A 26,427-nucleotide genomic window follows, 5' to 3' on the forward strand; every position below is an offset into this window, starting at 1 on the left:
AAATTTCAGGGAAATAATTTTAAAAATGTAATATACATGTTACGTCTTATCGGTAGGAGGCCGCATTATGGAGAATCAGGTCAAAACTGTACGCAGGCAGGCTTGATGGACGCAGCCGCTGGCTGATGCTACAGGGATAACTCACCAAACGGTTATCCTCATCGAGAAAGGAACATACAACCCGTCTTTAAATTTATGTATGGAAATATGTTATGCCCTGGATCGAACCCTTGATAATTTATTTTGGATCGAAAAGGAGCGACGTACTGATGAAAAAAATTAAAGAGGAACGGCTTCAGTGGAAAAACCTTCAGCACATTCGTATTGCCTTTATAGTTCAAACCCTAGGTATCCTGAGCATTTTGGGATATGAACTGGTTACATCCGGTATAGATCAAATGATGGAAAACCCTTTATGGCTTGTATTTACCATAACAGCTGCGGTAATGGCTTATTTGCATTTGGGAATCAGCGTGGATCATGAGCGAACCAAAGCTTCACCAAAAACGCGGTGTAACGGAGCGTGGGGCGTTTTGATCTTTTTCTCCATTCTAATAGCTGTATTTACGTTTCTCCAAAATGGTTCTACCACCATTAGTGGGGTGACTATTGGAGTCGTAATCTTTGTAGGCGGGGTCGTGCCTTTTTGGTATGTTTATTCACTAAGGAAGCGGCAGCAGGAGGACTAAAACTTTAGCGAAAAAGAACATGAAGAACTTGAAAGGTGAGGGAAGCGGTGATGAGAGAATTTCTTTCGTTTAAGGCAGTAGAAAATAAAATCTCACGAAAACAACGGACGAAATATCTGCGTAAAACAATAAAAAGAATTCCAAAAATTAAAAAGTTGAATGCCTTCATCAAAGCTATTCAGGCTGTTTCGAGTTTTTTCATACTCGTGATATTGTTATTGGCCCTTTATTATGATCCTTTTGATTTTGGATGGATTGGATTAGTTATTGTATTGTTGGTGAATATTGCAATCTGTAAAATTGGTTCAAACTTTGCGATAAAAAAAGTGATCGCAATGTATTATGGATATCAAAGCCTTTCGCTTTTATATGATAAAATCGTTATCAAAGAAATTCAGCGTTGGGTAAAGAACAACGATATTTCTTCAGAGAGATTATTGAATGTTTATCTTCCCCAGGTTCAAAAATTTTTGGAAGAACGTAAAAAAACTTCATTAATTGAACGGCTTAAATCCCAGTGGGGAAAAATATTTTTACTGCCAAGTACATTGTTTATAGTTTTTTCATTCATATTCCAGTTGCCTGGCGCAGAAGACGCGTCAAGTAACGAATTATTATACGTTGGTTTTTTAATTTTAGTGAGTGGTGTGATGATTCTAGTGTTTAGTGGTTTTGTGACTTTTGGAATACTTAGTTTTTCCACTGCAGACTTTGACCGACGCTTTTACGCCCGTCTCGAGTTGGCCTTAACAATAGCTGTGTATCGTTAGTTGTGTAAAAGTGAATGTATTGAAACCACGATTTTAACCAACTCTGATGCCATAAAAAAAGCCATTCTCTCCTTTAAAAGAGAAAGACTTCGAAATAAGAACATGTTGAAAATAAAGTATTAAGCATATTGGAAGTACAGCCGGCGTTTATTTATACAACGCCGGCTGTTTTCGTGTGTCTAAGCCAAGACTTTGTGTTAGATTGCTACGTCTCTTTGAGTGAAGCTTACTAATGCAATCGTTATAAACAATAACGTGTAGCAGCTTAAGACCATAATTGAAAACCACGGGCCGACCTCAACGAGCTGGCGGACGTTATCGCTGATGAAAACCGTAAGATCATTGTTGGCAAACAGGCTGTAGGACGCCAGTGTTTCGTTGAGCTGCGCCAGCAAAGCAGTGGCGGTTGTTCCGAAAAACATGCTGAAAACGCTGAGGCCGATAGCCATGGCATTGCTGCGAAACAAGGAGGCTATCATCACGGCAAAAAGCGTCATGACAGCTGTCTGGATGAAGCCAAGGCCAAACGTGCTGAGCATGTGAACCGCTGCGTTTCTCTCCAGCAGGTCTTCGCTGCTGTAAAGATAAGGTGCATCGAGCGGCGAGAATCCAAACACCAGGCCGCCTGTAAGGTATACGGAAGCGAGAGTGAACATAGTGAGAAGCGCCGCAAATGTCATTCCGGAAAGGTATTTGCCAACGAGCAGTTTCCATCTTGGAATCGGCCGGATAAATAAGAGCTTCACCGAACCCGTCTGAAATTCGCTGGCGACCAGCGTCGATGTAACGATAATGGAAAACAGGGTAATAAACGAGATCATTAACGTCATTTCGTCTACATAGCTCCACTGCCCGTATGCAGCAAGTGGAGGAATGTTCTCCTGCAGCCGGTATTCATATTCAGCAGCGAGCTCCGGCGTTAAAGAGGCTCCGGTCTGCAGCCCGCCTTCCTCGTACTGCGTTAGTGCCTGTTCGTAATCAGTCCGCCACTGCGACTCTTCCTCGACTCCGTTCCATTTGCTGAGCAGGGCCGCGCCGATAATCATCAGCACCACCAGCCCTCCAATGATCCAAGTGCTTATTTTGTGCAGCCATTTTATGTTTTCGTTTTTCCAGATAGCCCACATCATGCTCACACCCCTCCATTGGTTACTTTCAAGAATTGGTCCTCGAGTGAATGATGATGCACGGAGACTTCGTATATACGGATGCCATGCTCGACCAGTGTGGATATACACTGAGGAACATCGTCGGACGAAAGAGATACCCGGAGAGAGGAAGCGTCTATCACAGCCGCCTGCTCTTGGGTAAATGGTTTTAGCACCGTAGAAGCCTCACGGGGCTGATCGGTAACAATGGTGACCACCTGTTTTTGATGGTCTCCCTGTACGAAGGACTGCACCGGCTGGACATCCACCAGGTGTCCCTGGTGAATAATCCCGATACGGTCGCACATCTGCTCCATATCCGACAGCTGGTGGCTGGAGATGAATACCGCCATTTGCTCCTGTTCAGCGAGCTGCCGCAAATATTGCCTGAGTTCCCGGATCCCTGCCGGGTCCAGGCCGTTTGTCGGTTCATCCAATATTAACAGCTTTGGCTGGTGGAGCAGGGCCTGCGCAAGCCCCAGGCGTTGTTTCATACCGAGGGAATAGGTCTTCAATTTCCGTTTCAGGGCGTAGGCAATCCCTGTCCGTTCAGCAGCATCCCAGATATTGTTGGCTGAAGCGTTGCCGGCAAGCCGGGCGTAGTGCTTCAGGTTTTGCTCGCCCGTTAAATAATCATACATTTCCGGGCTTTCAATAATTCCTCCGACGTGAGAAATAGCGGTTAAAAAATTGGACCGCACATTCTCGCCAGCGATATAAATATCGCCCCTGGTAGCTTTAATCAAGCCAAGAATCATGCGGATGGTGGTCGTTTTGCCCGCACCGTTCGGACCAATAAAGCCAAAAACCTCTCCGGCGTGTACCTGTAAATCAAGAGGATGGACGACGGTTGTTTTTTGAATGGACTTGGTGAGTCTTCCCAGCTGCAGTACGGGGTGCTGGTTCATGATTGAACATTCCTTTCCCTGGCATAAATGTGCTCCATCCATCCGGCTGTATCAACGCCGAACTGCTCGCGGATCGCTTCGCTGTCTTCGAGGTCCAGCACGTGCTGCTGCCGGAGAACGAGCACCCGGTCGAGCAGTGGATCCATTTCACTCACTTCGTGCGTACTGATCAGGACGCCCTGGGCTTCGACATCAACAAACGAAACGAGGCTTTGGATGATGGAGCGCCGTACGATGGGGTCAAGTCCTGAAAGCGGCTCGTCGAGGAGGAGCAGCTCGGCTTCCCGGGCCAGCGTAATCACAATTTTTACCCGGCCGCGGTTACCCTTGGAGAGCGTTTTGATGTTTTGTGCAGGGTCAAGATTCATAAACGACAGCATGTCATAAGCGCGCTGTTTGTTGAAATCAGGAAACTGGGAAGCCTGATAAGCAATTAATTCGTCGATCCGGAAAAATGCGTACATGTGGTCGATTTCCGATAAATAGGCGATCCGGGAGCTGTCTTTCCGTGAGACCGGCTGTCCGTTATAAGAAACCGACCCCTTGTCCGGACGCAGCAGCCCGCCGGCAAGCTTGAGGAGGGTGGATTTACCGCTTCCGTTTTCGCCGACCACGCCTGTTACTCCCGTGGAAGGAATTTCGATCGTCACGTTTTCGAGAGCAGTGCGGCTTAAAAATTTCTTCGTTACCCCGTCAAAGGTTATCATGGTCCTCATCCTTTCGATAGGAATCAATGCCCTGGCGAATTTCTTCCGTGCTCATGCCGAGGCTTTCCATTTCGTTCATGAACTCCTGAATCCGCTGGCGCATCAGATGCTGTTTTAACTGCTGAATGGTTGCTTCGCTTTCTGTTACAAAGGTTCCCTGTCCCCGTTTCATTTCCAACACTCCTGTTCTTTCTAATTCACTGTATGTCCGGGATACGGTATTTGGGTTTACGCCAAAATCGACAGCCAGCGCACGGACGGAGGGAAGCTTCGTCCCCGGCGGCCATTCGCCCCGAATGATATTGCCATGGATCGTATCAATAATTTGCTGGTAAATGGGCCTGGAGTTATCAAATGTGTAAGCCATGAGCCTATACCTCCGCTTTCTTATCAATCAGCTGAGCGGACAGGGCAAAGAGGAGAATGCCAACTACAGCATGGAAAAGAATAACTCCGGTATAAAGATTGAGGTTAAAAAATTCCACATTCACCAGTCCGGTGAGTGAAAACTGGCCCCAGCTGGTGATAGCCTGATACACATCACCAAGTCCCAAATTGGCAAAAACGCTTAAAAGAAACACGGCAGCTACCGCCAGCATGATTTGAAGCCCTTTACCTATGGTGTGCCGAAACGCAAAGTCAAACGAGTAAATAAATAACAGGTAAACACTGAAGTAAAGAGAGACGAGAAGCACAAAAACCGAACAAAGCAGGCATAAAGCGAGCACCTGCAGCCATGTCACCCCCTCCTCTAGCAGACCGAAAAAGGAAGGGAGGCCCGGGGTCAGCCAGGCAGCAATAAGAAGCAGAAGGCCGTTAATAAAAAGCGAAATGGAAGCGCATGCGAGGCCGCTTGCATATTTGGCGCTGAGCAATTTAGTCACCGGCTGCGGCTGATAGAGCCAGAGGTGCAGCTGGCGGCGTTCGAGCTCGAGGCTCACAATCATATAAATGGGAAGATAAACAAAATGGGCAAGAATACCGGCGCTGAGAGCACCTAGCACCACGCTTCCCACTGTCTCGGCAGGGTTATTCGAATTTACCGAGAAAAAATTTCCGCTGTTCATAACGATGGCGAAGATGACGACGAAAAATATCAGCGCCAGGCACCAGTAAAAGACGGATCGCGTCAGCGCAAATTCTTTTTTCCACAATTGTAACCAGCTTGTCATAAAGTACAGCTCCTTTGTATTAGTGTATTAATTAAATAGTACACTGGTACAAAAGATACGTCAACAATATTTATGACGGACAGACATCTTTTAAATTCTTTAATATACTTTATTTCTAAAGATTTACCCGCCGCGGGGCAGGGTACAGGAATGTGGCGGCAAAAAGATACTAACGGAGGGGTTTTATGAAAAGTACAAAGTCGGTGCTTTATTTGTATGGAATATTTTTATTTATTTCATGGAACCTGGTGCTTTTACTGGACCAGACCCATTACGATGCAACGTACAGGATAGAAGGTATTTTATTTATGACTGCGGTGGTGGCAGTGCTATTTCTGTGCAATTTCTTTTATCACAGAAAGCGGAGGGAAGAGTAGCAGTGCAGTATTGCATAACGATGGTTCTCCGGGGCAGAGAGGGGAACCATTTTTTAATGTAACGACGAAAGCACAAAAGAATAAACAATCAAATAAAACCGGGGTTGCGAAACATTCAGGAAAGCCTTATCATAAAGTAAATAATTAATTTGTTTACACTACAAATTAATTATTGAACAAGTGATTAATCCAAAGAGGGTGAACAATATGCTAACGACGAAAGATCAGTTTTATTTATCTGCCCAGAAGAACAATATGCTTACTTTTGAATCCGATGTGCAGGAAATGTACTTTTGCGTTTATGTACTCGAAGAAAAATTGTTCCGAGTTACGCTGACGAAGGAACAGCCGGAGATGGATATACATACATGGGCCGTGGCCCCGGGAGATACGGAGATGCCGTTTGAAGGACTCGACCGGAATCGCATCACTGACTATTTTTCGCTTCCGGCTCATGAAACGTCAGAGAATCCTGAAGAATATGTAATTGAAACGGCTTCACTCAAGCTAGTAATCAATAAAACGAAGCTGCACTGCAGCTGGTTTGACAAAACAGCCGGAGAAGAAAAGCTGGTTGCCGAAGACCGAAATACTCAGGCGTACGGATTTCAGATTGCTGAAACGGCGCCGACAGCCCACTACTTAAAACGAAATGAAGGGGAGCATTACTACGGCCTCGGGGAAAAAACAGGAAATGTCAATAAGTACGGGGAGCGCTTCCGCATGCTTAACATTGACGCTATGGGCTACGATGCCCAGAAAACGGACCCGCTTTATAAGCATATTCCGTACTATATTACGCATTCGCCGGAAACCGGAGTGGCTTACGGACTCTACTACGATGACTATAATGAATGCGCTTTCGATATGGGGCGGGAAAAGGACAACTACCACGGAAAGTACCGGTTTTTTCAATCCAGCTCTCATTTTCTGGACTGCTACTTTATTCTCGGGCCAACGGTGGCTGAGGTTACCCGCAGCTTTTCCTGGATGACCGGACGGCCTGCGCTTATGCCAAAATGGAGCATCGGCTACTCCGGTTCAACGATGACCTATACTGATGAAGAAAAATCCCAGGAGCGTCTGATGAACTTTGTGGAGGACTGCCAGAGACACGACATGCCATGCGAGTCCTTTCACCTCTCCTCGGGATATACATCCATTGACCATAAACGGTATGTCTTCAACTGGAACTATGAAAAATTCCCGGATCCAGTAAAATTTACTGAAGATTTTCATGCGAACGGCGTCCGCATCATTGCCAACATTAAACCGAGCCTGTTGATCGATCACCCGAAGCATGAAGAAGTACTTAACAACGATTACATCGTTTTAGATAACAAACGTCGGCCACTCCTGCAGCAGTTCTGGGACGATATGGGCGTTTATCTGGACTTTACCAACAAACAGACAATCGAGTGGTGGAAGGAAAACGTGAAAAAGGAACTGCTCGCAAACGGGATCGACGCCACCTGGAATGATAACAACGAGTTTGAAATCTGGGATCCCGAGGCAGTGATTCATTTGTTTGGCCAGGGTGGAAAATTTCAGGATTACCGTGCGATTTTCCCGATGCTGATGACGAAAAGCTCGCTCGAAGCCCAGACCGAGTTTGACAGTGAAAAACGCCCGTATCTGATTAGCCGGGCAGGAAGCGCGGGCCTCAGCAGGTATGCCCAGACGTGGACCGGGGATAACTACTCCAATTGGGAAACGCTCCAGTACAACATTAAAATGGCGATCGGCTTAAGTCTTTCCGGCATTTACAATTTCGGACATGACACGGGCGGATTTTCCGGAGATGCGCCGGATTCGGAGCTGTTTCTGCGCTGGATTCAAAGCAACATTTATTATCCGCGGTTTACAATACATTCCTGGAACGATGATCAGACAGTGAACGAACCTTGGATGTATCCGGAGATTGTCGACAAGGTCTCCGACACCATTCATTGGCACCAGAAGCTGTCCGGTTACATTTTCTCGCTTCTTCACAAGTCGTCGGCCAGCTACGAGCCGGTGATCAAGCCGACCTTCTTTGACTTTGGCGACGATGCAGCGACGCATGCCGAAAACGACGAGTTCATGCTCGGCGAAGAGCTGCTAGTATGCACCATTGTACGTCCGGGAGAGCGCGAACGTGAAGTATACCTGCCCGCTCATTCGCCCGGCTGGTACGACATGTATACCGGGCAGTGGTACGAAGGAGGACGCAGGGTCACGGTTCCTGCTCCGCTTGAGTATACGCCGGTCATGGTTAAAGGCGGCAGCCTGCTGCCGGTGGAAAACGAAGCCGAAAGCCGGATCGACATGCATGTGTATCCGGGCCGGAACGGTGCACAGACATCGTTTACTTATTACGACGACAACGACAAGCGTCACGATGCCGATGTGCTTTCGATTACGTGCACCATGACGCCTGAAGAAAGCGGTATTTATATTGAAGTCCTTCAGGAAGGGTCGTACAGCAATGGCCTTACGGCTGTGCAGTTCCAGCTGCCGGAGGATGAAACGAGACAGGTTTTTATTAACGGAAAAGCAGACACATGGTTTTCATGGAACTGAGTATCGCTGAACGTTAATTAAAGGAGGGAAACAACAGTGAAGAAATGGATAAGTCTTGCTACAATGACGGCCCTGATTGCTTTAACAGGCTGCCAGAGTGCAAGCGGTGAGGAAGAACAGACCTTTACGCTCGCACACAACCAGCCGACGGACCATCCGGTGCACCAGTCGCTTGAACGGTTTGCCGAGCTTGTGGATGAAAAATCGGATGGAGCCATGAGCATTAAGATTTACCCGAACGGGGAGCTCGGAAGCGAGCGGGAAGTAATTGAAGGGACTCAGACCGGCGCCGTGGATTTCAGCAAGGTAAGCGGGAGTGCCCTCGAAAGCTTTGAACCGGCGTATTCCGTCTTCAGCCTGCCGTATTTGTTTGAAAGTCAGGAAAGCTTTAAACGTGTCATGAACAACGAGGACGTAACGGACGATATCTATATGGAATCTGCAGATAAAGGATTCCGTGGCCTGACGTATTACGACGCTGGGGTCCGCAACGTTTACACGAAAAGCACAATGATTGAAACGAGCGAGGACATGAGCGGCTTGAAAACAAGAGTTCAGCCGAGTCAGACGAGCGTACAGATGATCGAAGCCATGGGCGGCACACCGACGCCGATGAGCTACGGCGAAGTATACACTGCCCTGCAGTCAGGTGTCATTGATGCCGCCGAAAACAATGCGACGGCGCTTACGAACAGCAATCACGGAGAAGTGGCGAAAAACTATTTCTACACCGAGCACGCCATCGTTCCCGACATGTTGATTGCTAATGAAAATATTATGGAAGACCTTTCCGATAGTGAGCTGCAAATCATTGAGGAAGCTGCGGAGGAGTCGACCAGCTATCATGAAGATCTTTGGAATCAAATGGTAGAAGAGGCCAAGGTGACAGCCGAAGAGGAAATGAATGTAGAGTTTTATGAAGTTGATAAACAGTCGTTTATTGATGAGGTGCAGCCGCTGCATGAAGAATTCGAAAACGACCCGGAGACCTCTGAAATTTATAACAAAATAAAGGAGGCCGAGTAGGATGCAAAAGGTCAAAATGATTCTCGACCGTGCGCTTTTAATCGTGAACGCCGTGTTAATCACCTGCATGGCTTTTCTTTCGATCTGGCAGGTATTTACCCGGTACGTCCTGGATGCGCCGAGTACAACAAGCGAAGAAATCATCCGCTTTATGCTCATCTGGTTCACACTGCTTACAGCGGCTTACGTGTTTGGCCAGAAAAAGCACATTGCCATTGTGTTTCTGGTAGAAAAGTTTAAGGAGCGTTCGCAGCGCCTCATCGGGCTTGCCATTAATATTTTATGGGTGTTTTTAGGAATAGTACCGATGATCATCGGCGGCATTATTCTGCTGTCGTATACATACTCGGAAACAGCTCCAGCGACGGGCATGTCCATGCTGTTTGTTTACAGCGCCGTGCCGGCCTCGGGTGTATGTATAGTGCTGTACGCCGTAATTGATATGCTTCGGGGCAGCAGCCGGGTCGGCACTGCTGGTGAGGGGGAAAAAGGATGACAGTTACAGCAGGAATTTTATTATTCGCACTGCTCGGTATACTGCTTGTGTTCGGCGTGCCGATTGCACTTGCCATTCTGCTGAGTGCCATGGTTACTATTTCGCTTGTAATTCCGTTTGATGTGAGCATTATTATTACCGCGCAGCGACTCGCCACAGGCGTAGATAATTTCACGATTCTGGCGATTCCACTGTTTGTGCTTGCAGGGATTATTATGAACAACGGCGGCATTGCCTTCCGGCTTATTAACCTGGCAAAAATTATTGTCGGCCGTCTGCCGGGGTCGCTTGCACATACAAACGTCGTCGGCAACATGCTGTTTGGGTCAATTTCCGGCTCGAGTGTCGCAGCAGCAGCTGCGATGGGTAAAATCATGACTCCGATGGAAATGAGACAGAAATACTCCCTGAGCTACTCAGCCGCCACCAATATTGCATCAGCGCCGGCGGGGCTTTTGATTCCACCGAGCTCGATGCTGATCGTGTATTCCCTGGTTAGCGGAGGAACTTCGATTGCAGCGCTGTTTATGGCCGGCTACATTCCGGGGATTTTATGGGGCCTTTCTGTGATGGCCGTCGCTTACGTATATGCCAGAAAGCATAAATATCCGGTGTCCGAAAAGGTCAGCTGGAAGGATAAAATGTTTATCGTATTTGATGCAATACCGAGTCTGCTTTTGATCATTATCGTTATCGGCGGGATCGTTGCCGGCATTTTCACCGCCACTGAAGGTGCCGCAGTAGCTGTCATTTATGCCCTTCTGCTGTCGCTTTTATACAAACAGCTGAAAAAAGAGGAATTTAAAAACATTTTCAAGGAAACCATTGAAATCGCAGGCATGATTCTACTGTTAATTACGGCATCCTCGCTGTTTTCACTCGTGATGAGCTATACCGAGATCCCGGCAGGCATCAGCAGCGCGCTTCTTTCAATCAGCGCGAACACGATCGTGATTCTGCTGCTCATTAACCTGATTCTGCTCGTAATGGGAACGTTTATGGATATTACGCCGGCGGTGCTGATTTTCACGCCGATCTTTTTCCCGGTGGTGACCGAACTAGGCATCGACCCTGTCCATTTCGGCATTATTATCGCGTTCAACCTTTGTATTGGCAACATTACTCCTCCGGTCGGAAGCGTACTGTTTGTTGGTACAAGCGTAGCCAACGCAAGACTCGAAAGTGTCATCAAAACGTTGGTGCCGTATTTCATTGTTTTAATTGTTATGGTGCTTGCCATTACCTTTATTCCTCAGCTCAGCCTGTTCCTTCCACAGCTGTTTGATCTGATGTAGCTGCGGATTACTGAGGGGCTGGGAAATAGGCAGAGTGGTCCACGTGGTGAACACCGAGAAATTTTTTAAACGCAAGCGCTGCGGCTCCGAGGGCGCAGGCGTCTTCGTTCAGGCTCGAGATCTTCAGCTCTTCGTAGTTGTTAAACTTCGACTGCAGAGACTTTTCAACCCGTTTCAACAGCTCGGGTTTGGAGGCAAACAGAGGACTGTTAATGATGATGCGCTCCGGGTTGAAAATGTTAATCACATTATTTACCCCGATTGACAGATAGAAAATGTATTCATCAATTACCTGCTCGGCATCCGTGGTTTCCAGATGCTTACGAACCTGTTCCTGGGTATGGAACTCGGTGCCGTTATCGTGAAGCAGCTTAAAAAACGCTTTGTTGGAGGCGTACAGCTCCCAGCAGCCATGGTTGCCGCACGGACAGGGCTTGCCGTTAGGCTCGATGATCATATGGCCAATTTCACCGGCAAAGCCCTGATGCCCGCGGTAAATGACCGAATCCTTGACCATGCCGAGCCCGATGCCGGAATACAGGGTCAGGCAGAACAGATCCGGTACGTGTTCCACGTAAACATGTTCGGCGTACACCGCGAGATTGGCGCTGTTGTCCACATGCACGGGGGTGTCAAATGCTTCTTCGAGCCGGGTCTTCACGTCGCGGCCGACCCATTCCTGCTTCGGGGTGTAAACGATCTGGCTGTCGTTATTTACGATGCCGTGAATACCGATGCCGATGCCAACAATGGGGGCATCAAAGGTGCCGCTCCGGAATACGTCAATTTCTGTCTGCAGCTGTTGAATTAATTCTTCAAGCATACGTTCAAAATGATACGTGTCCAGATACAGCTGCTTTTGATGAAGTCGGCGGCCCTTCAGGTCGCAAAAAATGATATTGGTGCTCAGCTCATCAATATCAATGCCGATCGTAAAGCCGGCGCGCTCGTTCATTTCAATAATAATCGGCTTACGGCCGGGAGTGTCGAGTGCTTCGGTTCTTGTTTCAATCACGAGCCCCTGCTCGAGCAGATCATGAATCTGCGTGGAAATGGTCGCTTTATTTAAGCCGGTAATTCTTGCGAGCTCACTCCGGGAAAGGGAGGCATTTTTCACGATTTCCTCAAGAATCAGCCGGCGGTTTAAGTTTCGGATATAGTTCCAGTCACCTTTATGCAAGGTAGATCCCTCTTTCTATTCGTGCTGCGTATGGTAGTAATATGAATACTGCTGTGTTAAAAGTATAAATTTAATAGTTTGCATAGTAAACAAATTAATTAGGAGATGATAACATGACTGCGTTTATTCACGAAGATTTTCTGCTTCAATCGCAAGTGGCACGCACGCTGTATCATGATTATGCGAAGCATCTGCCGCTCATCGACTATCACAACCACCTGCCGCCCGGCGAAATTTTAAACGACAAAAACTTTGATAACCTGGCCCAGATCTGGCTGAGCGGCGATCATTACAAGTGGAGAGCCATGCGGGCAAATGGAATCGCAGAAGAATATATTACGGGAAACAAAAGCGACTACGAAAAATTTCTGGCGTGGGCGGAAACGGTGCCGAACACGCTCGGGAATCCGCTGTATCACTGGACGCACCTGGAGCTGTCGTCGTATTTCGGCATTGATAAGCTGTTAAACCGGGACACGGCGGAAGGAATCTGGAAGGAAACCAGGGAAAAGCTGCAGTCACCGGAGTTTTCCACCCGATCGCTCCTCCAGAAGGACAACGTCGTGTTCCTGGGAACGACGGACGACCCGGCGGACTCGTTAACCACTCACGAGCAGCTGGGACGAAGCGATTTGCCGCTTGAGGTGTCGCCTTCCTACCGGCCGGACCAGGCGCTGCATCTCGAGAAGGACAGCTTTTCCGGCTGGGTCGGGCAGCTGGCAGATTTAACGGGAAAAAAGATTTCCTCCTACGGCGAGCTTTTAGCCGCCCTTGATGAAAGAATCGACGCGTTTGATGCGCTCGGCACCCGCAGCTCCGATCACGGGCTGACTGAAATGGGGTATGAACCAGCGAGCGAAGCGGAAGCAGCGGCCGTTTTCCAAAAACGGATGAACGGAGAGGCGGTTACGGCGCAGGAGGCAGCCCAGTACAAAACGTATACGCTGCTGCATCTGGCTGAACGGTATGCGGCAAAGGACTGGGCAATGCAGCTGCATCTGCATCCGCTCCGCAACACAAATACGGCGATGTTCCAAAAGCTCGGTGGGGACACGGGATTTGATGCGATTCATGACCAGCTGCCTGCCCGTCCGCTTGCTGCGTTTCTTGATCAGCTTGAACAAAATGGAGCGCTCCCGAAAACCGTGCTGTACAGCGTCAATGCCAATAACAACAATACGCTAGCGGCAATTGCCGGCAGCTTCCAGAATAGCGACATTCCCGGCAAGGTTCAGTTGGGCACCGCCTGGTGGTTCAATGACCATATTGACGGAATGGAAAGCCAGATGATGTCCCTGGCCAATATTGGCCTGATCAGCAATTTTATCGGCATGCTGACCGATTCGAGAAGCTTCTTGTCGTTTTCGAGGCATGAATATTTCCGGCGCATTCTATGCAATTTAATTGGCAGATGGGTGGAGGAAGGAAAAGCGCCGCACGACTTGAAGCTATTAAGTACGTATGTCGAAAATATTTGCTACTACAACGCGAAAAGGTATTTTTCAATTTAAAGGAGGAACAGTTCATGGAGATGAGCTTTCGCTGGTACGGGACCGAAGACCCCGTCAAGCTCGAACAAATCAAACAGATTCCCGCGATGAAGGGGATTGTCTCTGCGATATATGACCTGCCGCCGGGCGAAACATGGCCGCGGGAGAAAATCCGGGAAGTTAAAGAAGAAATTGAACAGCGCGGACTCGTATGGAACGTAGTGGAAAGCGTGCCGGTGCATGAAGACATTAAAATGGGCAAAAGCAAGAGAGACAGCTGGATTGAAAAATATCAGGAAACGATCCGCAATCTTTCCCAAGAAGGCATTAAGACTATCTGCTACAACTTCATGCCGGTGTTTGACTGGACTCGCTCCAAGCTTGATGCCCCACTTCCGGACGGCTCCCATTCCCTCATGTATGATGAGGACCTGATTCAGCAGATTGATCCGCTCGATGGGAGCCTGACGCTTCCCGGGTGGGATTTATCCTACCAGAAGGACGACCTGCGGGTCATTATGGAGGAATATAAGGAAATATCGAAAGAGGACCTGATGGAGAACCTGGTTTACTTTCTGGAGCGTATTATTCCGGTTGCTGAGGAAGAGGATGTGCTGATGGCGATTCATCCGGATGATCCGCCATGGGACATTTTCGGTCTGCCGCGCATTATCACAAATGAAGCGAATGTCATGACGATGCTGAAGCGGGTCAACAGCAGGCATAACGGGATTACCTTCTGCACCGGGTCCTACGGCGCGGACCAGAACAACGATTTAATCGGCATGATTGAGCATATGAAGGACCGCATTCACTTTGTGCACGCAAGAAACGTGCGATGGACGAGCGAAAAATCATTCCAGGAAACGTCTCATTCCGTGCATGACGGATCACTCGATATGGTCGGCATTATGCAGAAGCTGATCGAAGTGGGCTATGAAGGCCCGATCCGTCCGGATCACGGACGGATGATCTGGGGCGAGGAAGGCCGGCCGGGGTACGGCTTGTACGACCGCGCGCTCGGTGCGGTATATCTTAATGGCATTATCGATGCTGTGCAGGAGAGGAGATAAACGATGCAGACACCATTTCAGATTCCACTGGAGGATAAGGTTGTTGTTATCACAGGCGGAAGCGGGGTGCTCGGCTCGGTGATGGCGGAGGCCCTGGCTGCCAACGGAGCCAAAGTGGCGATCATTGCCCGAAACAAGGAAAAGGTCGAAGAAGTGGCCCGGCGGATCAGCGAAGGCGGGGGAGAAGCTGCCGGCTACAGCGGCGATGTAACCGATAAGCAGGCAATGGAGGCCATTTACGACGATGTAAAAAGCCGGTTCGGGCCGTGCGATATTCTCGTCAACGGAGCGGGCGGCAATAATCCGAAGGCGACGACCGGGGAGGAATACTTCAATCCGGAAGCGCCCGACAGCGGCGGCACGTTTTTTGACCTGGATCCTGCCGCGGTGGATCAGCTGTTTTCCCTGAATTTTCTCGGAGCGCTGATTCCGTCGCAGGTATTTACCCGCGACATGGTGTATGACCGTCCGGGCTCGATTATTAACATTTCATCGATGAATGCGTACCGGCCGCTCACAAAAATCCCTGCCTACAGCGGGGCAAAGGCGGCTGTCAGCAACTTCACGCAGTGGCTTGCCGTCTATTTTTCCAAATCCGGCGTGCGGGTAAACGCCATGGCACCGGGCTTTTTCCTGACGGACCAGAACCGGGAGCTGATGTTTTCGGAAGAAGGCGTACTGAGTGCGAGAGCGGAAAAAATCCTGTCCCAGACGCCGCAGGAGCGCTTCGGGGAGCCGGAGGAGCTGGTGGGCACCCTGCTGTGGCTCGTAGATGAAAAATCCTCGGGCTTTGTGAACGGCATTGTCGTACCGATTGACGGCGGATTTTCCGCGTATTCTGGAGTATAAAGGAGAAAACGATGAGAGTATTTCATATTCTGAATCACATGATTGAAAACAAGGTGGCCGTGGTCATCCGCGGCGACAACGCGGACCAGGCGGTGAAGACCGCCGATGCCTGCGTGAAGGGCGGCTCCCGGACACTCGAGGTTACCTTTACCGTGCCGGATGCCGATGACGTGCTGCGCACGCTCGTACAAAAGTACCCGGAGGCGGTGGTCGGGGCGGGCACCGTGCTCGACAGCGAAACGGCCCGGCTCGCCATTATCCGGGGCGCGTCCTTTATTGTGAGCCCCTCCTTTGATCCGGAGGTGGCGAAGTTGTGCAACCGCTACGCTGTTCCGTATCTTCCGGGCGTGATGACCGTCCGGGAAGCGACCGAAGCGATGGCCTACGGCGCGCAGGTGGTCAAGCTGTTTCCGGGAGAAATGTACGCCCCGTCCTTTATTAAAACGCTGCGCGGCCCGCTGCCACAAATTCAGCTGATGCCGACCGGCGGCGTCGATCTCGGTAATGTCCAGGAATGGCTGCAGGCCGGTGCCATCATGATCGGGGCCGGCGGATCGATTACCGGACCGGCCAAGACCGGTGATTACGAGGAAGTTACCCGGCTTGCAGGCGAATTCCAGCGGCTCGCAGAGGAGGTGTAGGCGATGGCGCGAATTCTGACGATGGGCGAAATCATGATGCGGCTCACTCCCCCGTCCCACCAGCGGCTGGTGCAGACGAATGATTTTCACGCGTACTTTGGCGGCGCGGAGGCCAACGTGGCGATGAACATGAGCCAGTTCGGTCACGACGCATCATTTTTGACAGCGCTGCCGGCAAATGCAATGGGGGAAGCTGCCAAGCGCCGACTCCGGACGGCCGGTGTCAACACGAATACAATTATAGACCAGGGCCGTCGTCTAGGGCTGTACTACGTGGAAGAAGGCTATTCGGTCAAGCCGGCAGAGGTCATCTACGACCGGGCGGATTCCTCGGTATGGGAGCTTGTGGAAGCTGACCTTGACTGGGAGCAGCTGCTTGCCGGCGTGGACGTGTTTCACGTGAGCGGCATTACGCCCGCGCTCGGCCCGGCCATGCATCGCCTGACGATGACCGCCGTGCAGGAGGCGGCAAGCCGCGGGGTGCAGGTAAGCTTTGACTGCAACTACCGGGCGAAGCTGTGGTCGCCGGAGGAGGCGAAAGCCTCCTTCGAAGAAATCCTTCCCTACGTGGATATTTGTTTCATCGGCCACAAGGATTTTGTGTATCTGCTCGGGATGGACGGGGACGAAGCGTTTTCGCCGGAGCAGCTGGAGCGTTTCTACGACGAGGCCGCCGGGAAGTACCAGATTTCTACGATGGCAAGCACCCACCGGACGGCGGCGTCGGCGAGCTCGAACAGCCTGACCGGCTACTATTACGACGGCAGCCGGCTCCATGCGAGCAGCACCGTTTCGTTTGATCTGCTCGAGCGGGTTGGCGGCGGGGACAGCTTTGCCTCCGGCATCCTGCACGGGGTTCTGCAGGAAGACTGGGATCCGCAGGCGATCGTCGACTTTGCGACCGGCTCGAGCGTGTTGAAGCACATGGTGTACGGTGACAGCAACCAGTTCGACGAAGCGTACGTGCTTCAATTTGTCGAAAATCAGGGCAACGATGTGAAAAGATAAGGTAATTTTGTTCGTCCGGCTGAATGGAAAGCCGGGCTTTTTTCTTTTGTTATGCAATATATATATTGCATTATGATAATTATAATGTACAATGAAAGAAAAAAGGAGGCGGTGAACATGCGGTGGTTTCAATCGAAGCCGAAGGATGAACGAGTGGAGCAGGCGAAAAGCCAGATTTACCGGGAGCTGTTTGCGGTCGTTGTAGGTTTATGTATTCTATCTATTCTCGTTAAGCAGTTTACGGAGGTTGAAGCTTACGCTGGTGCGGCTCTGGAAATTACAATACTGCTTGGCACGTCGTTTTATTATATAGTCCGCGGCTGGCAGCTCGATATTTTCAGTGCTGAGCGGGAAATGCACGACCGCAGCAGTCGTATTCCGATGACGGCGAAGAACTTTATTTACGCCGTAGTCAGCGGCGTGGCCATTTCTCTTTATTTCGGTATGCGAAGTGCCGTTTTATACGCAGAAGGAACACCCCAGAGCATCTATTACTTTTTTCTTGTGGCTGCTGTCAGTCTTATGATTTATATTCCGCTGTTGGTAGGCGCGGCTTTTTTGATCGACGCATTTACAAAATCAAGACATGCTGAATAAAAAGGACAGGATCAAAGATGAAAAATTTAAAACTAAAAGCGGCGCGGGTGGAAAAAAATTTATCCCAGCAGGAGCTTGCCGAACAAATCGGTGTCTCCCGTCAGACGATCGGACTGATCGAGCTCGGTAAATACAACCCGAGCCTGCAGCTGTGTCTTTCGATCTGCAGGGTACTCTCCAAGACGCTTGACGACCTGTTTTGGGAGGAATAAAGCTGGTATATCAGTATAAAAATATTTATTAGAAAATTGTGAAATCTATTTTTGAAATGCTCTCAAAAGGGATATAGGAAACCAACTATGTTTCTGATAATCAGTTGCATAGTACCCGCCCCGGAGATTCACATCTTATTCAGAAAGAAGGCGGAGAAATGAAAAAGCTTGCTGGGTCCATGTTAACTGGTGCGCTGGTGTTTAGTTTCGCCGGGGGAGGAACAGCGTTGGCTGACAGTCACGACACGGAGGACGGTTCATCGGAAGACAGCGGGATGGTAAGAATTGTCCACGCCTCTCCTGATGCACCCGAGGTAGATGTGCATGTTGATGGAGAAGCTGTAGTCGAAGGGGCGGCCTTCAAGGATGCAACTGATTATCTGGAAGTACCGGAAGGGGAGCGCGAAATAGAGATATTTGCCGCTGGTGAAGAAGGTGAAGGCGATCCTGTATTGGCCGGCACGCTTGATGTGGAAGAGGGCGAAGCTTATACAGCTGCAGCCATAAACACGCTTGAAGACATTGAACTTAGTGTGCTTGAGGACAATCAGGAAGCAGCAGAAGGAATGGCTAATGTCAGAGTAGCCCACTTCTCTCCGGATGCCCCGAACGTTGATGTCGCGGTAACAGACGGAGATATTTTATTTGAAGATGCTCCGTTCACTGGAGTCACGGATTATATGGAAGTGGAAGCCGGAACCTATGACCTGGAAGTGCGTCCGACTGGCACGGAGGACGTGGTTCTTGACCTGGCCGGTACGGAGCTTGAGGAAGGCATGAATTATTCTGTCCTTGCTGTTGGCTTTGCAGAAGGCGATCCTGAGCTTGATGCTATTATACTGTCAACCCCTTCCAGTGAGGGTATGCCATCTGAAATGCCGCAGACTGGAGCAGCCGGAACCGACAATACGATGATGTATGTACTGGCTGGCCTGTTAGCAGCTGGTCTTGGAGCTGGATACTATGCACGCCGCCGTACGGACGCTACTTCATAGTATTCTCCTCGCCATCCTGATTCTTTTTCTAACCGGAAGCTCAGAAGAATTCACGCAAGCGGAATCGACGTATTCGGAACCGTCAATAGAAGGGGCGGAAGCTTCGGAAATAGAGGAGCGGAGAGAGACACAACCAGTGTCCTCCCCGCAGTCTATTTCACCGGCAGAAATCAGGATAAGCTCGATTGGCGTGGAAGCGGAAGTAGAAGACATGGGATATACGGATGATGGAGGAATGGAAGTGCCTGACAACGGAGAGGATACCGGCTGGTTTTCGCCGGGATTTAAGCCGGGAGAGCGAGGGAATGCGGTTATTGCAGGGCATGTGAATGACCGCTCCGGCCCCGCGGTATTTTATCATCTGGATAAGCTTAAAAAAGGAGATTTGATTGAAGTAACCGGTGTGTCCGGGGAAACGATCATTTTTAAAATGGAATCCACAGCATCTTATCCTTATGATGATGCCCCAATTCAGCAGATTTTCGGATCCTCCAGCGAGCGTTCGCTTCAGTTGATCACATGTACCGGAGAGTTTGACAACGACGCCGGTACTCACAGGGAAAGATTGGTTGTTACCGCTACCGCTGTAAATGATTAACGAAAGCCTGCTTTTGGATGAGAAAAGCCTGAATCCTGGACACAGAAACAAGTGTTCACGGTTCAGGCTTTTTGTATTTTAAAAGAGGAATTCAAGGGCAGTACCGCCAGATAAAAAAAGCTAGTGAAACACACGGGTTTTTTGTATGATAGAAAAATAGAAGGAATATTTTTCAAGCCGGAAATGGTTTTTCCTACGCAGTACTACCTTTTGCAGAATCGAGCGATGTGTAATGACTTTTCTATCATGGTTGATGCGGAGCATGACGCCTCCGCAGATTCTTGCTTCGGGCTTTCTTGTCGTCATTACGGCGGGGAGGGTACTGTTGATGCTTCCGGTATCCACTGCGGCCCCGATCAGTGTGATTGATGCACTGTTTACAGCAGCGTCTGCCACAACTGTGACCGGGCTGGTAACGATCAGTCCGGGTAACGGCTTCACGGTGTTCGGCCAGACGGTGATTATGGTCATGATTCAGCTTGGCGGCCTCGGGTTTATGGTGGTCACAGTGTTTATTGTGCTCCTGCTCGGTAAACGGATCGGCCTGCGCAGCCGGCTTCTCGTGCAGGAGTCACTGAATCAGCCGGCGATGGGCGGAGTCGTGAAGCTGGTAAAAATTCTGGTGATTTTTTCTTTAACGGTGGAATCCGCAGCTGCTGCCGCACTTGCCGCCCAGTGGGTGCCGGAATATGGGTGGAGCGAGGGGCTGTTCTACAGTGTGTTTCATGCCGTTTCTGCCGTTAACAATGCGGGGTTTGCACTCTAGGACAGCAACCTGATGCAGTATGCCGGCAATCCGGCGGTGAATATTGCCATCTCTTTTTCATTTATTATCGGAGGCATCGGATTTACAGTGCTGTATGATGTATGGGAAAAACGGACATTCCGCACACTGACGCTGCATTCGAAATTGATGATCGTTGGCACGCTCGTGCTGAATGCTGTCGCCGTGACTATTGTATTTTTGTTTGAATATATTAATCCGCAGACTACGACCTCACTTTCGCTTGGGGAGCAGCTGTGGACCTCTTATTTTCAGGCGGTGTCGCCGAGAACGGCCGGTTTTAATACCGTTAACATTGCCGATATGCAGATTCAGACGATCGTATTTATTATGATGCTCATGTTCATCGGCGCCGGCAGCGCTTCAACGGCAAGCGGAATTAAGCTGACGACATTTCTGGTGATCGTCCTGGCCGCGGTAAAATACATTAAACGTGATGAAGATTTCACCGCCTTTCGCCGCCGCATCGCTCCGGCCATTATTGAACGGGCACTCGCCATTACGGTGCTCGGGTTTGCGGTGGTCTTTTCGGGAATATTTAGTTTATCACTGACCGAGCAGGCCCCGTTTGAGCAAATTGTGTTCGAGGTGTTTTCAGCGTTCGGCACGGTCGGTCTTACGATGGGGCTCACTGAATCCTTAAGCACGATGGGAAAAGTCGTGATCATCGGTATTATGTTCATTGGCCGTGTGGGCTCGGTCACGCTCGCTTTTTCGCTGGCCAAACCGAAAAAAACGCACGTGCGCTACCCGCAGGGCGATATTTTCACCGGGTAAACTTTGCAGCCTGAGAATATGAAAGGCAGCCATTTTCTGTAATATACAGAGAGTGGCTGCTTTAATGTTAATTCGCCCGTCTTTCCTCCCAGAGCCGCTTACGTTCTTCCAAGCTCACTTCCTCATACACCTGATGCAGCATCCAGATATAGCCGAAGGGATCCATGAAAATAGCATTTGATACGCCCTGGTCGGGAAGGTTCGTGACCGGCTGTACTTCACTGCAGCCTGCGTCGATGGCTTTGGCGTAGGTCTCCTCGATATCTGGAACTGTGATATTGAACCAGAGTGTTTTCGGCTCATCGGGGGAGGGGGCGATTAAGTGGAAGGCCGGGTTTTCATCGAGCAGATGGAACAAAACATCATACAGCGTAAAGATAGCTTCGTTTTCACCCCGGGAAAAGTTCGAAATCTCTACTGTCTCGATCTCAAATATTTTTTCGTACAACTTCAGGGCTTTTAAACTGTCGGTCACTACCATGTCAATTTCCACGCTATTCATTAGATGCACACTCCTCTGCATGTTAATAATTATCTCTTCAGGCGGAAAAGGCGAGTGTATACTGGTTTCTATTTCCTGGATGAAAATCCCTCTTTACTATAGGGCTATTTTTTTATATATGATGGGAAAAGGGAATTATTAGCCGTTCAAAGTTCTTATATGAAAATACTATTGAATGTTTCATTTTTTTATAAAATGGAAATAAAGAACAATGTAATTAAATTATGTAAACAAAGGAGCTTTCCAGCATGGCCCAGGATCCACGCAACCAGTATTATCATGACGATTATCCAAAGCAGTACCAGGATCCGCCTGGTGTGCAGAAATATATGAATCCACAGCCGGATTGCGGCGAAAGCAGCTATGAAGGCACCGGCCAGTTAAAGGGACGAAAAGCGCTCGTTACCGGCGGCGATTCCGGTATCGGCCGGGCGGCGGCTATTGCGTATGCCCGCGAAGGCGCCGATGTAGCTATTAATTATCTGCCGGACGAGGAGCCGGACGCCCAGGATGTAAAAGAAATGATTGAACAGGCCGGGCGTAAAGCAGTACTTCTGCCGGGAGACCTCAGAAGCGAAACGTTCTCCCGCGAACTCGTGCAGTCTGCGGTGGATGAACTCGGCGGCCTGGACATTCTGGCACTTGTCGCCGGTAAACAGCAGGCCGTTAAAGACATTGCTGACCTTACGACTGAACAGATTGTTTCCACGTTTGAAACGAACGTATTCTCCATGTACTGGATGACCCAGGAAGCACTGCCGCATATGCCGGAGGGCGGATCGATCATAACGACGACGTCCATTGAAGGCTATGATCCGTCGCCGATGCTTCTGGATTATGCCGCTACCAAAAGCACTATTATCGGATTTACGAAAGCACTTGCCAAGCAGGTAGCCTCCCAGGGCATCCGGGTGAATTCGGTCGCACCGGGACCATTCTGGTCTCCACTGCAGATTTCCGGCGGCCAGCCGGGCGAAAACATCCCGAAATTCGGGGAAGAAACGCCGGAGACACCGCTCGGGCGCGCCGGCCAGCCGGTAGAGCTTTCCGGAATGTACGTATTTCTTGCCTCCGATCAGGCAAGCTACGTAACCGGTCACGTATACAGCGCGACCGGCGGCTTGAACGCCAATTAATAAAGACAGACGAAAAGCACCCATCTCCCGGATCACGGGAAATGGGTGCTTGTTTTGTTTAGGAAAGCTTTTCTTCCTGTTCCCCGGGCTCCTCTGCCTGCTTGCGTGCAACGTGGGAGCTTCCCCACTCGTGCATCGCTTCGAGTATCGGCTCCAGGCTCCGGCCGTATTCGGTAATGGAATATTCCACCTTGGGCGGGATTTCCGGATAAATGACACGCCGGATAATATCCTCATCCTCGAGTTCGCGCAGCTGCTTGGTGAGCATGCGCTGGGTGATGCCCGGCATTTTTCGTTTTAAGACGCTGAAGCGCTGCGTGCCGTCATTAAGCAGATGCACAAGAATGACAGGCTTCCATTTGCCGACAAGAATGCCGAGCGCCTCCTGAAACTGACAGAATTCGACTTCTTTTTTCATTAATGTCACTCCTTAGTATGATTTTATAAAGCAGGTATGTAGATCTTTGCTTACATGCAATCCAGTATGTACATACTACCACGCTCCGTCCGTAAAACGAACTGTTTTGCTTAAGCTATTTAAAAGCCGCCATTGGTACCCTCAAGGGAACTATACCACTTTTAAGTGCGTACTTGTTTTCGCGGCAGGAGCGGCTAAAATAATAAGAGCAGAGAAAAATTAAACATTTAAGAAAAAGAGGGATAGCTGTGAACGTATTACTAGTAAAAGCAAATAACCGCCCGGATGGCATTTCCACGAAAATGTACGAAACGTTTCTGGAAAGCGTTCAGGACGCGGGTGCATTAAACGTGCAGACCTACGACGTGTTTGAAGAGGATACGCCGTATTTTGGCCAGGACTTCTTTGACGCTTTCGGCCGCCTTGCGACAGATGGCGAGCCAACTGAAATGGACCGCCGGGTGCTTGCCGCCAAGCAGAAAGCAAAGGATGCCTTCAGCGCTGCTGACCTTGTCGTATTCGCCTTCCCGCTGTGGAACCTGACAATTCCGGCCAAGCTGCAGACCTTTATTGACTATATCGCTGAAGCCGGCTACACGTTTAAATACAGCCCGGAAGGTGCACTGATTCCGCTCATGCCGGAGAAAAAAGTAATCTTTCTGAACGCCCGCGGCGGGGTGTATTCCGCTCCGGAAATGGCCGGCATGGATATGGCGCTTACGTACATGCAGAACATTTTTGGCGGTCTGTACGGCATGGATATCGTGGACGAAGTAGTAATCGAAGGTCACAATGCCAATCCGGACCAGGCAGAGGAAATCATCGACGCCGGACTCAAGGAAGTTGCGGAAGCCGCTTCCCGCGTTGCCTACCAAAAAGTATAACGAATCAACCAATCCGCCCGGCAGGAAGCTGCCGGCGGGTTTTTTTATGGGAAAATATAGGTGAGGTAGGCAGAAAAGGAAATCTTTGCTACACTGATTTGTAATATTTTAGGTGAAAATTAAGGATCTGTGTGTAAAAAACGATTAACTACTCCAAAGAAAGGTGATAATATGCCGGAATACTTCTCTGTGGTGGTGCTTGCGACCATCCTGCTTCGTATTCCTCTGGAAATATGGATTGTGCCAAAGGGAGCAGTCAAGATCAAAGAAACCCGAGGACAGTATTGGTCTTTTGGCATCCTTACTGTTGCTTTAGTGCTTATAGTGATTCCAGCTTTTACGGCAGAAACGTATTCGCAAGGTTATATTCCGCTGGCCATGCTTGCTGTTTTAATATTATTTGCAGCAGCCCAGGCATGGCTGGAATGGTATTTTGCCCGTGGGGCGAAGGAATATATAGTATCAGTGATTACTACTATGTTTTTTATTGTTTCTTATCTTACGCTGGAGCTTCTATTTTAGTTGAAGCGCAGTCAGTAAAGCATAAGGTCTGCGAGAGCGATGATGCCGATTAATGCAGAAACAATGCTGATAAAAAAGGAGTGCCAGTGCTTGCGTTCCTTAGGGATATTGCGCTTTTCCTCTATACCGTCAAGCAGGGACAGAAGCGCAAAATGGAAACCCAGTGCCGGGAAAACCCATGCCGTTTTTCCGGTACCGATGAAAAGAATAAAAAGAAAAAGCGTAAAAACGGTAATATAAATCTTAGCCTTAAGAAACTTTTCCTCCTGCATCCGGTAGTTGTTTCTTCGGTAGGAAACCCGTGTTTTCTTTCGCATTCTATTATCAATAATTAGTGTAAGAAGAAAAATAATGAGAATGATCATTACTGTGGTCACTGTATCAACTCCGTTGTATAAGAAATCAACTGGAAAAATTATGCCGTTATAAGTATATATTTCTTTAACCGTACGAATGATCGATATAACTGGTTATTTATTTTCCCTTAAGGAGGGTTTCCGATGTCTATTCGTCAAATCACGGTTCTCAGTATATTAATCATATCGATCGCTGTCATTTTTGGCTTGAACTATGTTGAAAAGGAACTGCCAACCGTTATGATACTGCTCGCTGTGGTGGCTGTTATGGGATCGGTATGGCTTACAGCTGATGTTATTAAAAATAAGCGAATGCAGAAAAATTGATGAGTCTGCTGGTGTTATTAATCCCAGTGGTGTTCGTCTCCTTCGCTTTATATGCAGTGCTTGAGCCGGCGAACTGGAAAATACATCTGCTGATTACACTCGGATATGTGCTCATTACAGGTGTGGTCTCTCTGGTAAGTGCAGCCGTTGCGGGCTGGCGAAGCGGGGCATTTGAATCAGTGGACGTCATTTATACATTTACAACAATTACTGTCTGCATGATCGTCGGTCTTGGCGGCTACTCTCTGTTTCGGCAATATTTATAGCGCTCAGCTTATTATGATAAACGAAAAGCGCGTATCAAAAACGGCAGCATTACGACAAATATTCCGGCTATAAGACCTATTATTAAAAAGTGATTTGGCTCAGATCCATGAATATTTGTCACGAATTCGGCATTTAAACCGATGAACATAATTAACATATAGTTTTTCATTGTATTGAGTAAAAGAATGCTGTTGCGGTATTGCGCATGGACATTGCCATTATGAATTTTCCTCGGGTAATTATGTATATGAGGAACCTGTTCTAACAGGGACATGAAAATCCATAATACGAAAGCGATAGCCAGCAGAAGCCAAATGGCCGCTTTGTTCCCATATTCATTTACTTCCCCGTTCATGCTGAAATGAACAGGGATCTGTTCGGGAAATGCATTATATGTAAAAGCAAAAAAGACTGTAGCTGCAAGAAACAATATTACACCCGCCGCATCGAGCCAAACACAAACCTTTGGCCGCGAAACGCGAACCTTTTCTGCCGTCGGATTTAGTGCTCTCATATTTAAATCACACCCGCTTAATTTCCTTTTAATACCTATTTTAGCAAATATATGATTAAAAAACAGAGGAACTCTTAAGTTGCAGGTTTGAAAACAAATGTTGGTCATAGAAGTAAATATTGGAAATTATATCCAATATCATCCGCC

32 protein-coding genes and 1 pseudogene are annotated in these 26,427 nt (G+C 48.9%); 23 read left to right on the forward strand and 10 right to left on the reverse strand.

Going from position 1 to position 26,427, the window contains the following annotated elements; translation table 11 throughout:
* Positions 1 to 118 precede the first annotated feature (118 nt).
* From ACTTK7_RS13635 to ACTTK7_RS13645, 3 genes are read left to right on the forward strand one after another with little or no spacing between them, the layout of a single operon-like run.
* On the forward strand, positions 119 to 283 hold the full coding sequence (locus tag ACTTK7_RS13635; RefSeq protein ID WP_462868668.1) for a helix-turn-helix transcriptional regulator: 165 nt from the start codon (positions 119 to 121) through the stop codon (positions 281 to 283).
* Positions 270 to 689, forward strand: a complete 420-nt coding sequence (locus ACTTK7_RS13640) for a hypothetical protein (RefSeq protein WP_462868634.1) — start codon at positions 270 to 272, stop codon at positions 687 to 689. The genes ACTTK7_RS13635 and ACTTK7_RS13640 overlap by 14 nt, the downstream gene beginning before the upstream one ends.
* A gap of 47 nt (positions 690 to 736) precedes the next feature.
* Complete coding sequence (locus ACTTK7_RS13645) at positions 737 to 1,459, forward strand: hypothetical protein (protein ID WP_462868635.1); 723 nt, start codon at positions 737 to 739, stop codon at positions 1,457 to 1,459.
* A 197-nt stretch (positions 1,460 to 1,656) separates the two neighbouring features.
* Here the strand turns inward: ACTTK7_RS13645 and ACTTK7_RS13650 are convergent, their stop codons facing one another.
* Genes ACTTK7_RS13650 through ACTTK7_RS13670 form a run of 5 tightly spaced genes read right to left on the reverse strand, consistent with a single transcriptional unit; the run spans position 1,657 to position 5,394 of the window.
* Complete coding sequence (locus tag ACTTK7_RS13650) at positions 1,657 to 2,589, reverse strand: ABC transporter permease (protein WP_462868636.1); 933 nt, start codon at positions 2,587 to 2,589, stop codon at positions 1,657 to 1,659.
* A 2-nt stretch (positions 2,590 to 2,591) separates the two neighbouring features.
* Positions 2,592 to 3,515 carry an ABC transporter ATP-binding protein gene (locus ACTTK7_RS13655; protein ID WP_462868637.1) on the reverse strand — a complete coding sequence of 308 codons (924 nt, stop codon included), beginning with the start codon at positions 3,513 to 3,515 and terminating at the stop codon, positions 2,592 to 2,594.
* A complete protein-coding gene (locus ACTTK7_RS13660) occupies positions 3,512 to 4,222 on the reverse strand; it encodes an ATP-binding cassette domain-containing protein (protein ID WP_462868638.1) in 711 nt (236 codons plus the stop codon). Before ACTTK7_RS13660 ends, ACTTK7_RS13655 begins: the two co-directional genes overlap by 4 nt.
* The gene (locus ACTTK7_RS13665; RefSeq protein ID WP_462868639.1) at positions 4,209 to 4,589 is read right to left on the reverse strand and encodes a GntR family transcriptional regulator; all 381 of its coding nucleotides are present in this window, start codon (positions 4,587 to 4,589) and stop codon (positions 4,209 to 4,211) included. Before ACTTK7_RS13665 ends, ACTTK7_RS13660 begins: the two co-directional genes overlap by 14 nt.
* A gap of 4 nt (positions 4,590 to 4,593) precedes the next feature.
* Positions 4,594 to 5,394 carry a hypothetical protein gene (locus ACTTK7_RS13670; protein ID WP_462868640.1) on the reverse strand — a complete coding sequence of 267 codons (801 nt, stop codon included), beginning with the start codon at positions 5,392 to 5,394 and terminating at the stop codon, positions 4,594 to 4,596.
* A 185-nt stretch (positions 5,395 to 5,579) separates the two neighbouring features.
* Here ACTTK7_RS13670 and ACTTK7_RS13675 point away from each other — a divergent pair, with 185 nt between their 5' ends.
* The 5 genes from ACTTK7_RS13675 to ACTTK7_RS13695 all read left to right on the forward strand — a co-directional run bounded on the left by ACTTK7_RS13675 (position 5,580) and on the right by ACTTK7_RS13695 (position 11,150).
* Positions 5,580 to 5,771, forward strand: a complete 192-nt coding sequence (locus tag ACTTK7_RS13675) for a hypothetical protein (RefSeq protein ID WP_462868641.1) — start codon at positions 5,580 to 5,582, stop codon at positions 5,769 to 5,771.
* Positions 5,772 to 5,978: 207 nt separating this feature from the next.
* Positions 5,979 to 8,333 (forward strand): glycoside hydrolase family 31 protein, encoded by a 2,355-nt coding sequence (locus tag ACTTK7_RS13680; RefSeq protein WP_462868642.1) that lies wholly within the window; start codon positions 5,979 to 5,981, stop codon positions 8,331 to 8,333.
* A gap of 36 nt (positions 8,334 to 8,369) precedes the next feature.
* Complete coding sequence (locus ACTTK7_RS13685) at positions 8,370 to 9,359, forward strand: TRAP transporter substrate-binding protein (RefSeq protein ID WP_462868644.1); 990 nt, start codon at positions 8,370 to 8,372, stop codon at positions 9,357 to 9,359.
* Position 9,360: 1 nt separating this feature from the next.
* Positions 9,361 to 9,855, forward strand: a complete 495-nt coding sequence (locus ACTTK7_RS13690) for a TRAP transporter small permease (protein WP_462868645.1) — start codon at positions 9,361 to 9,363, stop codon at positions 9,853 to 9,855.
* Positions 9,852 to 11,150, forward strand: coding sequence for a TRAP transporter large permease (locus tag ACTTK7_RS13695; protein WP_462868646.1), 1,299 nt, complete (start codon positions 9,852 to 9,854; stop codon positions 11,148 to 11,150). Before ACTTK7_RS13690 ends, ACTTK7_RS13695 begins: the two co-directional genes overlap by 4 nt.
* 7 nt (positions 11,151 to 11,157) lie before the next feature.
* Here ACTTK7_RS13695 and ACTTK7_RS13700 read toward each other — a convergent pair whose 3' ends face one another.
* Positions 11,158 to 12,330, reverse strand: coding sequence for an ROK family transcriptional regulator (locus ACTTK7_RS13700; RefSeq protein WP_462868647.1), 1,173 nt, complete (start codon positions 12,328 to 12,330; stop codon positions 11,158 to 11,160).
* A gap of 113 nt (positions 12,331 to 12,443) precedes the next feature.
* Between ACTTK7_RS13700 and uxaC the strand changes: the two genes are divergently transcribed.
* The 10 genes and pseudogenes from uxaC (at position 12,444) to ACTTK7_RS13750 (ending at position 21,354) form a co-directional block, all read left to right on the forward strand.
* A complete protein-coding gene (gene uxaC / locus ACTTK7_RS13705) occupies positions 12,444 to 13,841 on the forward strand; it encodes a glucuronate isomerase (RefSeq protein WP_462868648.1) in 1,398 nt (465 codons plus the stop codon).
* A 14-nt stretch (positions 13,842 to 13,855) separates the two neighbouring features.
* Entirely contained in the window at positions 13,856 to 14,893 is a 1,038-nt protein-coding gene (uxuA, locus tag ACTTK7_RS13710; protein ID WP_462868649.1) for a mannonate dehydratase, read from the forward strand.
* 3 nt (positions 14,894 to 14,896) lie between these two features.
* Positions 14,897 to 15,742: an SDR family oxidoreductase gene (locus ACTTK7_RS13715; RefSeq protein ID WP_462868650.1), complete on the forward strand. Its 846-nt coding sequence runs from the start codon at positions 14,897 to 14,899 to the stop codon at positions 15,740 to 15,742.
* A gap of 11 nt (positions 15,743 to 15,753) precedes the next feature.
* Positions 15,754 to 16,383 carry a bifunctional 2-keto-4-hydroxyglutarate aldolase/2-keto-3-deoxy-6-phosphogluconate aldolase gene (locus tag ACTTK7_RS13720; RefSeq protein ID WP_462868651.1) on the forward strand — a complete coding sequence of 210 codons (630 nt, stop codon included), beginning with the start codon at positions 15,754 to 15,756 and terminating at the stop codon, positions 16,381 to 16,383.
* A 3-nt stretch (positions 16,384 to 16,386) separates the two neighbouring features.
* Positions 16,387 to 17,391, forward strand: a complete 1,005-nt coding sequence (locus tag ACTTK7_RS13725) for a PfkB family carbohydrate kinase (protein WP_462868652.1) — start codon at positions 16,387 to 16,389, stop codon at positions 17,389 to 17,391.
* A gap of 117 nt (positions 17,392 to 17,508) precedes the next feature.
* On the forward strand, positions 17,509 to 17,988 hold the full coding sequence (locus ACTTK7_RS13730; RefSeq protein WP_462868653.1) for a DUF6773 family protein: 480 nt from the start codon (positions 17,509 to 17,511) through the stop codon (positions 17,986 to 17,988).
* Positions 17,989 to 18,005: 17 nt separating this feature from the next.
* A complete protein-coding gene (locus ACTTK7_RS13735; RefSeq protein WP_462868654.1) occupies positions 18,006 to 18,200 on the forward strand; it encodes a helix-turn-helix transcriptional regulator in 195 nt (64 codons plus the stop codon).
* 158 nt (positions 18,201 to 18,358) lie between these two features.
* The gene (locus ACTTK7_RS13740; RefSeq protein ID WP_462868655.1) at positions 18,359 to 19,195 is read left to right on the forward strand and encodes a DUF4397 domain-containing protein; all 837 of its coding nucleotides are present in this window, start codon (positions 18,359 to 18,361) and stop codon (positions 19,193 to 19,195) included.
* Positions 19,164 to 19,793 carry a class F sortase gene (locus tag ACTTK7_RS13745; protein ID WP_462868656.1) on the forward strand — a complete coding sequence of 210 codons (630 nt, stop codon included), beginning with the start codon at positions 19,164 to 19,166 and terminating at the stop codon, positions 19,791 to 19,793. Before ACTTK7_RS13740 ends, ACTTK7_RS13745 begins: the two co-directional genes overlap by 32 nt.
* 232 nt (positions 19,794 to 20,025) lie before the next feature.
* Positions 20,026 to 21,354, forward strand: a pseudogene (locus ACTTK7_RS13750) (TrkH family potassium uptake protein).
* 67 nt (positions 21,355 to 21,421) lie between these two features.
* Here the strand turns inward: ACTTK7_RS13750 and ACTTK7_RS13755 are convergent.
* A complete protein-coding gene (locus ACTTK7_RS13755; RefSeq protein WP_462868657.1) occupies positions 21,422 to 21,856 on the reverse strand; it encodes a VOC family protein in 435 nt (144 codons plus the stop codon).
* Positions 21,857 to 22,104: 248 nt separating this feature from the next.
* On the opposite strand from ACTTK7_RS13755, the gene ACTTK7_RS13760 reads away from it, so the two are divergent.
* Positions 22,105 to 22,992, forward strand: a complete 888-nt coding sequence (locus tag ACTTK7_RS13760) for an SDR family oxidoreductase (protein WP_462868658.1) — start codon at positions 22,105 to 22,107, stop codon at positions 22,990 to 22,992.
* A 58-nt stretch (positions 22,993 to 23,050) separates the two neighbouring features.
* Here ACTTK7_RS13760 and ACTTK7_RS13765 read toward each other — a convergent pair whose 3' ends face one another.
* Complete coding sequence (locus tag ACTTK7_RS13765) at positions 23,051 to 23,410, reverse strand: winged helix-turn-helix transcriptional regulator (RefSeq protein ID WP_462868659.1); 360 nt, start codon at positions 23,408 to 23,410, stop codon at positions 23,051 to 23,053.
* A gap of 248 nt (positions 23,411 to 23,658) precedes the next feature.
* On the opposite strand from ACTTK7_RS13765, the gene ACTTK7_RS13770 reads away from it, so the two are divergent.
* Complete coding sequence (locus ACTTK7_RS13770; RefSeq protein WP_462868661.1) at positions 23,659 to 24,294, forward strand: FMN-dependent NADH-azoreductase; 636 nt, start codon at positions 23,659 to 23,661, stop codon at positions 24,292 to 24,294.
* A gap of 129 nt (positions 24,295 to 24,423) precedes the next feature.
* A complete protein-coding gene (locus tag ACTTK7_RS13775; protein ID WP_462868663.1) occupies positions 24,424 to 24,816 on the forward strand; it encodes a DUF4181 domain-containing protein in 393 nt (130 codons plus the stop codon).
* Between the two features lie 11 nt (positions 24,817 to 24,827).
* Here the strand turns inward: ACTTK7_RS13775 and ACTTK7_RS13780 are convergent, their stop codons facing one another.
* Positions 24,828 to 25,193 carry a hypothetical protein gene (locus ACTTK7_RS13780; protein ID WP_462868664.1) on the reverse strand — a complete coding sequence of 122 codons (366 nt, stop codon included), beginning with the start codon at positions 25,191 to 25,193 and terminating at the stop codon, positions 24,828 to 24,830.
* 123 nt (positions 25,194 to 25,316) lie between these two features.
* On the opposite strand from ACTTK7_RS13780, the gene ACTTK7_RS13785 reads away from it, so the two are divergent.
* Together ACTTK7_RS13785 and ACTTK7_RS13790 are read left to right on the forward strand one after the other, a co-directional pair.
* Positions 25,317 to 25,499: a hypothetical protein gene (locus ACTTK7_RS13785; RefSeq protein WP_462868665.1), complete on the forward strand. Its 183-nt coding sequence runs from the start codon at positions 25,317 to 25,319 to the stop codon at positions 25,497 to 25,499.
* On the forward strand, positions 25,499 to 25,765 hold the full coding sequence (locus tag ACTTK7_RS13790) for a hypothetical protein (protein WP_462868666.1): 267 nt from the start codon (positions 25,499 to 25,501) through the stop codon (positions 25,763 to 25,765). Before ACTTK7_RS13785 ends, ACTTK7_RS13790 begins: the two co-directional genes overlap by 1 nt.
* 11 nt (positions 25,766 to 25,776) lie before the next feature.
* On the opposite strand, the gene ACTTK7_RS13795 is transcribed toward ACTTK7_RS13790, so the two are convergent.
* On the reverse strand, positions 25,777 to 26,280 hold the full coding sequence (locus ACTTK7_RS13795; protein WP_462868667.1) for a DUF1648 domain-containing protein: 504 nt from the start codon (positions 26,278 to 26,280) through the stop codon (positions 25,777 to 25,779).
* Positions 26,281 to 26,427: the final 147 nt, after the last annotated feature.

This window comes from Marinococcus tarijensis, assembly GCF_054971385.1.